The sequence below is a fragment of the Croceibacter atlanticus HTCC2559 genome (assembly GCF_000196315.1).
Classification (GTDB): Bacteria; Bacteroidota; Bacteroidia; order Flavobacteriales; family Flavobacteriaceae; genus Croceibacter; species Croceibacter atlanticus.
The window spans coordinates 1,534,047-1,545,767 of the sequence record NC_014230.1 but is presented as its reverse complement, the minus strand read 5'-3'; the positions used below and the strand labels follow the sequence as shown (position 1 = coordinate 1,545,767).

Annotated in this window: 13 protein-coding genes; 2 read left to right on the top strand and 11 right to left on the bottom strand. The window is 30.5% G+C overall.

The window, feature by feature from the left end:
- Positions 1–12 precede the first annotated feature (12 nt).
- Entirely contained in the window at positions 13–432 is a 420-nt protein-coding gene (locus CA2559_RS06930) for a hypothetical protein (protein WP_013187145.1), read from the top strand.
- Between the two features lie 132 nt (positions 433–564).
- Positions 565–1,515, top strand: a complete 951-nt coding sequence (locus tag CA2559_RS06925) for a sterol desaturase family protein (protein ID WP_013187144.1) — start codon at positions 565–567, stop codon at positions 1,513–1,515.
- Positions 1,516–1,520: 5 nt separating this feature from the next.
- On the opposite strand, the gene CA2559_RS06920 is transcribed toward CA2559_RS06925, so the two are convergent.
- The 11 genes from CA2559_RS06920 to CA2559_RS06870 form a co-directional block, all read right to left on the bottom strand.
- Positions 1,521–2,366: a class I SAM-dependent methyltransferase gene (locus tag CA2559_RS06920; protein WP_013187143.1), complete on the bottom strand. Its 846-nt coding sequence runs from the start codon at positions 2,364–2,366 to the stop codon at positions 1,521–1,523.
- Positions 2,367–2,505: 139 nt separating this feature from the next.
- Positions 2,506–4,353, bottom strand: a complete 1,848-nt coding sequence (locus tag CA2559_RS06915; protein ID WP_013187141.1) for a PLP-dependent aminotransferase family protein — start codon at positions 4,351–4,353, stop codon at positions 2,506–2,508.
- 256 nt (positions 4,354–4,609) lie between these two features.
- Positions 4,610–5,236 (bottom strand): hypothetical protein, encoded by a 627-nt coding sequence (locus tag CA2559_RS06910; protein ID WP_013187140.1) that lies wholly within the window; start codon positions 5,234–5,236, stop codon positions 4,610–4,612.
- Positions 5,233–6,246 (bottom strand): hypothetical protein, encoded by a 1,014-nt coding sequence (locus CA2559_RS13575; RefSeq protein ID WP_013187139.1) that lies wholly within the window; start codon positions 6,244–6,246, stop codon positions 5,233–5,235. The genes CA2559_RS06910 and CA2559_RS13575 overlap by 4 nt, the downstream gene beginning before the upstream one ends.
- 373 nt (positions 6,247–6,619) lie before the next feature.
- A complete protein-coding gene (locus tag CA2559_RS06900; RefSeq protein ID WP_013187138.1) occupies positions 6,620–7,099 on the bottom strand; it encodes a hypothetical protein in 480 nt (159 codons plus the stop codon).
- A gap of 148 nt (positions 7,100–7,247) precedes the next feature.
- On the bottom strand, positions 7,248–7,856 hold the full coding sequence (locus tag CA2559_RS06895; protein WP_041240943.1) for a fibronectin type III domain-containing protein: 609 nt from the start codon (positions 7,854–7,856) through the stop codon (positions 7,248–7,250).
- Positions 7,857–8,003: 147 nt separating this feature from the next.
- Complete coding sequence (locus CA2559_RS06890; protein ID WP_013187136.1) at positions 8,004–8,630, bottom strand: hypothetical protein; 627 nt, start codon at positions 8,628–8,630, stop codon at positions 8,004–8,006.
- Positions 8,631–8,801: 171 nt separating this feature from the next.
- Positions 8,802–10,103 (bottom strand): hypothetical protein, encoded by a 1,302-nt coding sequence (locus CA2559_RS06885; protein ID WP_013187135.1) that lies wholly within the window; start codon positions 10,101–10,103, stop codon positions 8,802–8,804.
- Positions 10,104–10,291: 188 nt separating this feature from the next.
- Complete coding sequence (locus CA2559_RS06880) at positions 10,292–10,579, bottom strand: type II toxin-antitoxin system RelE/ParE family toxin (protein ID WP_013187134.1); 288 nt, start codon at positions 10,577–10,579, stop codon at positions 10,292–10,294.
- Positions 10,572–10,811: a ribbon-helix-helix domain-containing protein gene (locus CA2559_RS06875; RefSeq protein ID WP_013187133.1), complete on the bottom strand. Its 240-nt coding sequence runs from the start codon at positions 10,809–10,811 to the stop codon at positions 10,572–10,574. The genes CA2559_RS06880 and CA2559_RS06875 overlap by 8 nt, the downstream gene beginning before the upstream one ends.
- A gap of 179 nt (positions 10,812–10,990) precedes the next feature.
- Positions 10,991–11,635, bottom strand: a complete 645-nt coding sequence (locus CA2559_RS06870) for a hypothetical protein (protein WP_013187132.1) — start codon at positions 11,633–11,635, stop codon at positions 10,991–10,993.
- Positions 11,636–11,721 lie beyond the last annotated feature (86 nt).

Sequence of the window (11,721 nt, the reverse complement as noted above, 5' to 3'; positions counted from 1 at the left end):
CAGAATAAAAAAATGCACCTCATTTCTAACTCATATAGCCAACCTACGGCACATTTATCTGCTAAAGAATTATTAGGTTCTGCTAGAAATGTATTGCGTTTAGTTAAGCGTTTAAAAATTAAGCAAGCATCATCTAAATACGATTTAAATGCGCCTTGTAAGCATACCATTTCATTTTTAAATAATTTATCTGAAGATGTTGAGCATCTTGTAAGTACATTACAAGACAGTTTACAAACACCTTCATTTGTGCAACGCTTAAGTTATGATTCTGCTCTAAAGAAAGACTTTCATTATCTTATCAGCCATTGTGCATTATTAGAAATGAAAAACCTATCTGTAAGAACCCTTACAGTTAATCTTAAGCAAGAGTTAAAGCGCCTAAACCAGTTACAGTCTCATTGGTTTAACACGACGTGCTTAAAAAACTAGCTGTTAATATTATCGAGATCTAAAATTAATTATGCACTTAAATTGCTTAATTACCTTTGGTATTATTTATATTTATCCATTATTATAGATTTACAGCAATTCTTCCAACATCTCTTAACTACAAAATAATTTATGGATTTTACGAACCCTTTAGTTTATGGTGTACCTTGCTTTTTAGCATTTATCGCTTTAGAGTTAACGTATAGCAAAACCCATGACAACAAGGATCTTTATGACTGGAAAGATCTTGGCTCTAGTCTTTCATTAGGAGTAGGATCTGCTATTTTAGCACCACTATTAAAAACAATATCTGCCATTGTTCTATTTACCTTTGTATACAATGTCTTTAACCCAGAAGTAAATGGCGTAAGAACAAATATTATGGGCTATGCTTCTTTTGGCTACGCTTGGTATGTTTGGTTGTTATGTATGCTAGCTGACGATTTTTCTTATTATTGGTTTCACAGACAAAATCATAAAGTAAGATTTTTTTGGGCAGCACACGTTGTTCACCATTCCTCAGATAATTTTAATTTAGGAACTGCTGTAAGAAATGGATGGTTTACTATTTTTTACAAACCCTTATTTTATATGTGGATGCCAGCTATTGGTTTTCCGCCAGAAATGGTCATTGTATGTTTAGGTATTGAAGCATTATGGCAATTTCAACTTCACTCTACATATGTACCTAAATTGGGTCCTTTAGAATGGGTGTTTAACACACATACTATGCACCAAGTACACCACGCTAAAAATATTGAGTATATGGATATGAATCATGGTGGCTTTCTAAACTGCTTTGATAAACTATTTGGTACTTGGAAACCTCTAGACGAATCAATTGATATAGAGTATGGTGTTACAAAGCCACCTAATTCCTACAATCCATTTATTATACTTACACACGAATACAAAGATATTTGGAAAGACATGAAGCGCTCTAAAAACTGGAGACATAAATTCATGTATGCTTTTGGACCTCCAGGTTGGAGCCACGATGGTAGCACGCTTACTATAAAGCAGTATAAAAAAATGCTTCAAGAAGAAAAACTACAAACAGAAGAACTTAAAAAAGCATCTTAACTAACTTAAGATTGTAGTTGTTTTTTAAGCACATAAAAGTGCTCATTTAAAATCAAATCTGGTTTTAAGTGTATGGTATTATTATAGGTTTTTGAAAGACTGAAGTAATCCTGATGGTCTATTAAGTTATAATTTGGCAGTGATTTATAATATGAATCCTGCAATGTTAGATAATCACTTTCACTGGTTTTTGAAACTTTCTTATTTAAAAAGCGCAACAATCTTTTAAAAGCGGTTGATGATTTTAAATCATCTTGAAATGAAGCACTTCCTACATAATCACCATCGGTTTGTATGAGATTAAAGAAACTGAACAAACCGTCTGTTTCAGCTTTATCTAAGAAGAAGAGCACACCTTCAATAAGTATAAAACAAGGTTTATCTCCTTTTATTTGTTGTATTTGCTCTAGTAATTTTGTTTTGTAATCTTCGCTAAAGTCTACACCTACAAAGTGCAAATCACGCTTAGGCAACTTTTTTTCATTTTGCCACTCCTCTATTTTAGAAGCCTTATAGTTTACAATCTCAGGTTTATCTATTTCTATATGTATAAGAGATTCATCTAATAAAAATGGATACATACTAAAACCGCTACCAAAGTTTATAAGCACCTCTATTTGTTTAGATGCTGCTAAATCTTTTATAGTCTCTAAAAAAAACCTGTTCCTTAAGCAATGTGTATACGTTTCTTCTGAAGATACTTCGGTTAAGTACTCTTGTATCCAAGCATCTGTTTTAGGGTTAAGCCATAGTTTTGCATACTCATCGCCACTTAACGCTTCATTAAATGCTCTAAAAGAAGACGTAAAAAAGGCTGTCTCATGTATTTGTATATGCGATTGTTTGTCCATTTTTAAACCTTTTAAATTGAAATAGGTATGATTTTAATTTAAAGCTACAGTATATTTTTGAGACAAATGCCTGTAACCACAAGGATTTAGAAAAGACTAAAATGCCACCATTACCGAGAACAGTATTGGTGGCTTTATTTTATGCAATAGAATTTACAAACTTAGTAAACACCTCTTTGTGCTTCTCTAAGTCTAAATTTGGAGATAAGGATGCGCGTACAATATAATCTTTATCACCTTCCTTAGTCGTTCCTTGAGTAGATGTAGCAGGAATGGTCCAATAGCATCCCTTAAGCTGTCCGTAACTCACACAGAATTTACTTTCATTAGGAATTTCAGTAATCATTAAGTTGATTAACTTCAAATTTAATTCTCTCTTATAGGCTTCTCTCTCTTCTTCTGTACTTCCTTTGGTAGGAAGATCTAAAGAAAACACAGATGGTGTAAATCCTTCGTTTGCCAAGTCCTCAGACACAAAGTTTAATTTAGCCTCAGGTAACGTCTCTTTAATAAAAGTCACAAACTCTCTAGTATTCACATAAGCATCTTTTATGCGTTGTAACATAGATGGCAATTGTGCTGCAAGAATTTCATATTGTTGCGCTGTAGCTTCATTATCACATAAACTTAGGTGTAAAGCTATATTTGGCATTAATGCTTTTGCTTTGTTATTAGCCACACAATAACCAGCAGTACATTTACCACCACTAGGAAATTTAGATCCGCTTGCGTAAGAAATTGTTCTCACAGTGGCTAAGATGTCTTCTTCTCCTAAGAAGTGTACATTAGGGCAAAATGTCTGATCTAATATAAACACAGGATCTATTGCCGTATCTCCATTAGGTGTTTGGCGCTGTTTACTTAAAACAGCTTTAAGATTTTGTAAATCTGGGACCTCAACTCTTGGGTTTGTAGGTATCTCTGCAATTATATATGGCACCGCATCTTGACTAGCAATTGTAGTTAGTACCTTATCTATACTGCTTACCATATCATTTTCACCATCAACAGGTAAATCGACTACCTCAACATTATCCAAACAAGCAGCAACACGTCTTGCTTGATCGTTTGTACCTCCATAACAGTTTGGTGGCACTATAAATTTTATTGGCTTGTTAGGATGTTTATCCTGAGCTTCATTAACCAAGCCCATCATTATAGCGTACTGTATAGACAAGCCGCTAGAGGCTACTAATGGTGTAATACTTGTATTGGTAATATCTTTTAGCAATGTAGAGACGTTATCCTTATGGGCAGTAACATCTGGCGCTGTACTATTTAAAGTTGATGCATTTGCAAAAGCTTTTAAAGCAACCAATGCGTTACTTGGTGTCATAGACACTGTTTCGCGACGACGCACATGTTGTATGTCTGAGATGTAAGACGCGTTTTTTTCTCCGTTTACTATTAGAATACTCCCTAAGTGACCGTAAAGGCTTATATGAAAATCTACTGATGCGTTTATGTTGAAATCACCAATAGTATCATCTTCTGAAACATATATAGAGGTGCCATCAAATGGAGCTACAGCTGAAGCATTTTCGACCTTATTAAGTTCAAATGTATAGCCGTAAACAGATTTTATAATATCTGCATTAAAATCTGCTGGCAATGTGCCTTTATAGTTAATCTGTGTGTTTTTTCCCTCTAAAAGGTTTGTTCTTAAAATTGAAAGAATAGGAACTGTCTTAGATTGAAAACTAATTACAAACTCTGCATCTAAACTTTGCTCCTTTGCTATTCCCCATTCTAAAACGCTGGATAAGGGATGCCCTAATCTTATATAATCATAAGCTGTAGGTAAAACTTTTAAAGCAGAAGTTTCTGTAGTCTCATTGATGTATAAGGTTTCAAATTGTTCTAAAAATTGAACTTTAGCCAACTTCTCGTTATATATATCTAAACGATGTGTGGTTAAGTTAACCCAATCTTCGGGCATATTTTTTAATACCTCTTTTATATAATCACGTGTTTTTGTGTCTTGCATAATTTCAAGTTTTGATAGACCGATAATGTAAGGTAAATAGGTCTATTTATAAAGTAAATTAAGACGTAATCTTGTGCGCTAGCTTACGTAAACTTGATGTAATATTTAGTTATACTTGAATAGGAAAAATAGATGATTTTACTATTGCGGTTTATCGAGTTTTGTGGGTGTTGTCTCCTGTATACATTTCAATTTTCACAACCAGTTCAAATAAACCTTTTTGAATGGTTAAAGAATTAATTAGCAGTAAAATCATTTACTTAAAAAATTTCTCAGCTTTTTCCCAGATTTTATATTTACTATGCTCACCTAAATAGTAATAGTATCTGCCATCTGGTTTAATTAAAATGAAATTTCCATATCTTACATCATAAGGAAAAAATAAATTTTTAAATAAATTGTCTTTATCTGATATCCAATTAATTTTATTATTATGATAGAAATTAAGATTGTCAGATTTTGGTGAGGTTATCCAAAATTGATTTATATCAGCAATTTTATGAAGTTTTCTCAGGTAATGTTTTTCTAATACATTCCAACTAGACTTAGATTTTATGTTATCCACCTTTTTAGGCAGTGGTGTCAAATAGTTTATAACGATATTTTGACTAGAGTCAATTTGCTTATCGCTTATATTAGACAAATAAGATTTAAAATTGACAAATGTTTTTTTATCAAGATGACCAAACTTTTGTCTGGTGATTAAAATGCCTATTTGTGTAGTATCATTCTCAAAATATAAATCCAGATTTTCACTGTAATCTTTTGAACGCAAAAACTCCAGTTGATTTATTTCTTCTCCAACTTCATTGTAAAAGACTATGGGTTTTTGTTGCCCAAAAGTCAATCCTGTATAGAAGATAATTATAAAAAATAGTCTCATAGTTTAGTTTTCAAATCATTTAAACTAGTATACAACAGTTCTTCGTTATCTTTTAAAAGCCTAAGCATTATACGTTTAGATCCTGTTGTTTCTACATTATGTTCTATAATATATTGGTATTCTCCGTTTTCGAATCTATAATCAAGACCAGAACCATATTTATGTTGTTGCTCAATCTCACCATTATACAACACTAAGCTAGGTCTTTCTTTTAGAGTGTTTGGCTTGTTCCAGGAAGTGTATCTAATTGTACCGTTCTTTAGTTTATCTACTTTAATTATAAACTTATTATTTTCTGAATGTAGTATAGATTCTTTTATCTCCTTATTATAGGTAATTCTTTTATCTTGAATTTTAAATTTATAGAACTCTTTGATATTACCTGCGTAAAAACTGCTATCAGACACCCAAAATGCTCTTCCAAAAGAACTAAAATCAAAACTACTATCTTCTAATGTAGTATAATCTGAAATAAATATTGGAGTGGCTGTGTTGTTTATCATTTGGTGCAATGAAATACCACTAAAATCAATACCATCATTAGCATAACTGTAAATAAATTTAGCAGTTGGAGAAAAGATAAGATCATAGCCAGATATATATGACGTGGTACCGTCTTCTAAGTGAATTAATAAATTTGAAGTAGTAGCCTCAAACCAATTTTCACTTATAACACAGCTATTTAGTGCTTTTACAAACCCAAGGTAAGAAACGCTAATAAGTTGCTCATCGTTATCTAGGCAGTTTTTAACTGTTTTAGTGTTTGTAGTTACCGTATAACAATCTTCGGTTATATGTACTTGAGAAGGAATTATTGAATCATTTAATAATCGCATTGACTCGCGATTCTTTACAACATCAAACTCTTCTTTTGTTATGGTAGACATAATAATGTCATAATTAACTGCACCTCGTATTACAATATCACTAGACATAGTATTTTCTTTATCCTGAGAATATGATGTTGTAATTGAAAATAGAACAGATAAAAGGACAACCTGAAATTTCATTGCTAGTTTAATTTATATGAGTAAAGATGCAGCGACAACAATTAAGGTACAAACTGGCCGTTTTTTTATTTTTCAATAAATTCGAATTCATTTGAATTTATGAGTGTATCACTATCCTTAAAATTTATTGATTTGAAGATACGCAAAGTTAAAGTTTGTCTGAAATAGAATACAAATAACCAAAAGTAAGATTAGTCCAAAATACACTGTTGTCTTAATCATAACTTAAAATTATTTAAAACGAGTTGATATTAATAATTTACCCACAAAGATTTCTGGAAAGAAAACAGACGCAGCAAGTATTGTAATGGTCTTTAATTAAATACTGAATTGTAATTATTTATATATGTCTTAAGTTTGATTTTAAGTTATTTTATTTATTCAATTCAGCTTTAATTTGGTTAGCTGATTTTGCTATTAACAATAACAAAATAATTGCTACGACATTAATATTCAATTCTATAATGTCGGGATTTGCACTTCGAGATAAATTCCAGTTTGCAAACCCAAAGTCAAGTCCTACTATAGTATCATTAGTCAATTCAGTTGTAATTCGAAAATAAATTCCGATTGCAAAGTCAAAAATGTATCCAAATAGAACAAAACTAATTACTTGAGTCGCTTGTGCTAAAAAAGAAAGATTTAGACCCTTTAGATATTTTTTTTGGATAAGTAAAATTCCGCTATAAATTGAAATTCCACATAATGTTACAAATAATAAAAGTGAAAAAATAAAAAATCCGTCCGAATTTAATTTATCATAAACGCTTAAAAAAACGAGTGATATTCCGAATATTCCTCCGATAATTTCATAGTAACCTAAATATTCAATACGTTGGTAGCAATTTTTCATTCACGCTTTTTTATGTCTTGTCCTGTAATATAGCTATGGTTTAATTAGCAATTGCTTTCGGTTTAGCACTAACATTAGCAATTCCGAGTCGATTCGGACATAGTCGAATACGCCGTAATTGCGGTTATACCTTGTTGTATCACGATTTTTATTCCAAATATTCAACATCAGAACGAACTTTTTTTCGCCATTTCATTCCGTACGTTTTGTCCATCAATTCAAAAATTCGTTCATTATATATTTTTATGCATTCAGCGATTATAGGTGTACAACCAAAATCAAAATATTTAATTCCGTATTTTTTCTCAAACTTTGTGTCAGAAGTTGAGTTTGCTATAGGTGCAATTGAACCAACTATAAGCAACTTTGGTTTTTCGCTCTTCCAATCTTTGTCAGCTTGTTGTCTACTATAATCACAACCTGCTTTTAAAGTCAGAGTAGTTTTTGTAATTCCGTTGTTGGTTTTTATTTCAAAAACTTGGTCTTTATATCCAAATGCAGAAAGTTTTATTTCGTAAAGTGTATTGGGTTCAAGATTTTCGATTCGAAAAAATCCTGTACTATCTGCCATAGTCATTCTTTCAAAAACTGGCTTTTCGCTTTTTAACTGTTCAATATAAATATCACTAATCGGTCTCAAATTAGTAATCGATGATTTTACATTTCCATTAATTTCAACTTGTGAATATGAAGTTACGCATACCAACATTAAAGACAGTTTGAGAAGTGTTTTTGATATGTTTAGGCTTTTCTTCAAATTGATTTACAACATTATTATATATGGTTTGTTGTGTGTTTTAAGCACCTAATTTAGCGAATTTAAACTGAACAGGAAATCCGAAAGGATTTTTGCAAATAAGCTTGCTCCAAGCAATTTATTTTACTCGGTACTGGTACTCGAATTTTATTTTTTTCCCGTTCTATAATCAGTATTTGAATAGTTAAAATCGGAAAAGTCTTTAAATAGTAATATCCGCTTTTCTGAAGTCAAATAGTTTTTTATTATTTCATAATTTCCTTTTGGAAAACTAATACGGTCGCCTTTGGTTAAATAAGTGTCACCTCCAAATTTGCACTCACATAACTTTCCTCGAACTGTAGTTGCATAAACAGTTACTTTTTCTTTGTAGCCGTCTTTCCATTCTTTCTTGATTACTTGTATTTTTTCTCTGTTGTTTTTAACTAATTCACGTAAATCAGTGAGGTATTCACTATAATTTTTAGGAAAATTGAATTCCGTTCCCGTTGTCATTGTGTAAGGGTAAGAAACCTTTCCTAAACAACAAGATTCTAATTGTTCACTACCATAAAATTCGTGTAAGAAAAGAGAATGAATTTTCGGTTCTTTATATTCATCCTCTTTTTCATAATTCTCTAATTCCGCAATCCAATAGTAAATAAAAGTTCCGTGAGAATCTTTATTTCTGTTCATTTCAAAAGTTAGAATCACAAATTCTTTTTCAATCAGATTTTGAGTAAATCCGCTGAAAGAAATTAGTAATAGAACTATTAAAGCTACCTTGTTTTTCAATTTTAAAACGTGTTTTAAATGTGTGCTAATGGTCTCGACAATGAGTAGTTGTGTGGTTTGGCAAGTAACTTTGCAAGTACACACTAAATTAAAAATCTGAAAGGATTTCTAGGTTTAGACGAGAACAAGCAATTACTAATAGCCATTGTTAGCAATAGGTTTATATTACGCTTATCTAAAATATTTAATGCGTTCTCCATTGTAATATCCGATTCCATTATTTTTTGTTAAATAGATAATTTCTTTTTCACTAATAAATTCAAATTTAACCACGTTTAAATGAAGACAATAATCTCTTTCGTATTGTGATTTACAAGTTAGTGGTGGACTAAAAAATAGTTTTTTCGAAAAGGTACAGTCCAAATTATCTAAAATGTAAAAGCCTTTTGTACTAAAGAAATAGAGTTTGTTGTCAAATTGGTTAAACGTAATTGGTCCTAATTTATTTATTTCATTTTCAGTCAATATATTTTCTCTTAGTTCTCTGTCTTTGTTTTTAAAACCCATAAAATTTCTCTCAAAAGCAATCTTATACTTCTCATCTTCAAGAATTTCTTGGTCAAAGCAAGATTTATAATAATCTTTTTCTTCTTTTAAAATTTTGACAATTGTCCCATTAACATAATAATGGAAGTCATTTTTAGTAGCATATAACATAGTATGACCTCCGCCACTTGAAGTTATGAATAAATCACCTGTGTTATTATAAGCAACTCCTTTGGTTACGCTTGAAATACTTGAATTATACGGGTATTTATAAACAGTATCTTTTTCTGTGACTTTAATTAGTTCTGGAAATTTTTTATTTAATTTCTCGAAATAATCATTTTCATCTAAATATTTAACATCGTCATCCAGACGCAACCATTTATCGTAAATAAATTCTTTTTTATTCAAATCAAAAAAACAAACATTTCCTCCCCATTCTCCTTCATTATAGGCAAACCAAACGAAATTCATTTTGTCCAAGTAAATATAATCAGGTTTTATTAATTGATTTCCAGTATATTTTACTCTTAATTTTCCATAAAAAATAGTTTCTTTTTTTGGTATGTAGTCCTTTCCATTATAGTAAATAGATTTGCTAGAATATATTACATATTCATCTTTTGGATTTATTAATATGGAAAATATTTCTGCATCAACTTCATCTATTTTTTTAATCTTTTGTTTCTTATTTATAATGAATATTTCACCTTCTTTACTACCAAATAATATGTCATTATTGGATTTTTTTGCGATTGCATTAATGTCTTTTTTAATTATTGTGTGTTTGTCCTCTTTAAGATCAATAGCAACCAAAACACTATTTTGAGATATTGCATAAATAGTGTTGTTAACAGTTACAAAGTCTTTATATTCTGAATTCAACAACTCGATTTGATTAGTAGGAATACTATCATTTTGAGAATTACCTTGAGTAATCCATAGAAAACTTAAAAAAAGCATTAAATGCTTTAGGTATAATTTCATCAAGATAATTACAATTTTGTTTCGGATGTGAGCTTTGTGCTACCTTGTTTGTGTATGATTAGTGGCGTGTTTAAGCTCCTAATTTAGTGAATAAAAGAATGAATAGAAATCCGATAAGACTTTTGTAAGTAGGCTAGAACTAACAATGTATTATTTACGTTGCTGGCAACTGGCTTTTATTATTCAGATTACAGTATGTCATTTAAATCTTGTCTTCCGACAATTGCCATTATTTCAACAACGTCATTATTTATTTTATAGTAAATACTATCTATTCCACAGACACATCTTCGGTAGTCTTTTTTTACATAATCAACTGACTCGAATGAAAAAGGCCTTTGAGAAATAATTTCAAAATATTCAAAGAATGATTCAATATATATATCCGCTTGAGTCATTCCAAATTTTTTAACTCCATAGTGATGGATTCGGATTAAGTCATTTTTTGCTTCGTTACTTAATCGATATTTAGCCATTCAGTAAAGTTTTTGATTGAGCTAAAATTTCATTTTTTGATTCGTTTGTAAATCCGCTATTTTCAGCTTTTTCCAATTTAGTTCGAACCCAATCAATTTCGACTTGTTGTTTTCTAGCTTGTCTAATTAAATCGTTTACTAATTCGCTTTTGCTTGAATATTCTTTTCCATTGACTTGTGCTTTCAGCCATTCGTCATTAGGTTCTGTAAATGATATACTTTGTCGTGACATAATTCAATTATTTGGTGTAAATTTACATCAAATACGAATCACTTCCAAATTGTTGCACAACGGTTTCGGCTATGAGTAGTTGCGTGGTTTAGCATTTAACTTTGCAAGTACACACCAAACTGAAAATCTGCGAGGATTTTTAGAAGTAGGCGAGAACAAGCAATAAATTATATACGTTGTTAGGTGCTGTACTTTTTATGAGTATAAAATTCAATGTATTCAATTTCGTTTTCAGACATTCTTGTAATTCGCAAAATATTATCAGATTCATCACGTGTGTAAATTATTACTTGCGGTATTTTTGCTCCATCCAATTTAAATTCAAAAAAACTTTCTTGAATTAAGTAATTATTGTCATTATACTTCTTTTCCATTAATAAGGATTTTTTATTACCCTTTATCTTATAAATTTTTGCGATGTTTCCATTAGAATCATAAACATATTCAAAATTTTTGTTGTCAATATTTTCCCTTTCTATTTTCTTTTCAGATAAATCAACCTTTTGTTCTATTTTCTTTAATTCGACACCAGTAGAGTCTAATAAAATCTTTATTCGAATAGTGTCATTTGGGTACTCGAATTTTGAATGTGAACTAAATTTACCGTTGGGGAAAAATTCTTTTGAGTCAATTATTCGGCCGTTTCTGTCATAAACATACGAGCCAAAGAACATTGGATTAATTGATTTTGATTTATCTAATAAATATCTGTCAGTTTGCTTAATCTCATTTCGCTTTTTTAGTTCAGAACTTTTTTTGTAAATACTTTGTGCGTTAGTTACTAAAGATGCAAATAGTATAATAGAAGTTAATAATTTAGTCATATGGTTTTTCTTGTATTGCACCTAACTCGTTTATATGCGTAACTAATAACAATCACGCGTTTCTGTCACTAAATATAAGGCTTTCA

What these genes read in the sequence shown, in the direction of transcription:
- CA2559_RS06930 (WP_013187145.1), top strand. Translation starts at nt 13, where the DNA reads ATGCACCTCATTTCTAACTCATATAGCCAACCTACGGCACATTTATCT.
- CA2559_RS06875 (WP_013187133.1), bottom strand. Translation starts at nt 10,811, where the DNA reads ATGTCACGACAAAGTATATCATTTACAGAACCTAATGACGAATGGCTG.
- CA2559_RS06915 (WP_013187141.1), bottom strand. Translation starts at nt 4,353, where the DNA reads ATGCAAGACACAAAAACACGTGATTATATAAAAGAGGTATTAAAAAAT.
- CA2559_RS06885 (WP_013187135.1), bottom strand. Translation starts at nt 10,103, where the DNA reads ATGAAATTATACCTAAAGCATTTAATGCTTTTTTTAAGTTTTCTATGG.
- CA2559_RS06900 (WP_013187138.1), bottom strand. Translation starts at nt 7,099, where the DNA reads ATGAAAAATTGCTACCAACGTATTGAATATTTAGGTTACTATGAAATT.
- CA2559_RS06880 (WP_013187134.1), bottom strand. Translation starts at nt 10,579, where the DNA reads ATGGCTAAATATCGATTAAGTAACGAAGCAAAAAATGACTTAATCCGA.
- CA2559_RS06925 (WP_013187144.1), top strand. Translation starts at nt 565, where the DNA reads ATGGATTTTACGAACCCTTTAGTTTATGGTGTACCTTGCTTTTTAGCA.
- CA2559_RS06920 (WP_013187143.1), bottom strand. Translation starts at nt 2,366, where the DNA reads ATGGACAAACAATCGCATATACAAATACATGAGACAGCCTTTTTTACG.
- CA2559_RS06910 (WP_013187140.1), bottom strand. Translation starts at nt 5,236, where the DNA reads ATGAGACTATTTTTTATAATTATCTTCTATACAGGATTGACTTTTGGG.
- CA2559_RS13575 (WP_013187139.1), bottom strand. Translation starts at nt 6,246, where the DNA reads ATGAAATTTCAGGTTGTCCTTTTATCTGTTCTATTTTCAATTACAACA.
- CA2559_RS06870 (WP_013187132.1), bottom strand. Translation starts at nt 11,635, where the DNA reads ATGACTAAATTATTAACTTCTATTATACTATTTGCATCTTTAGTAACT.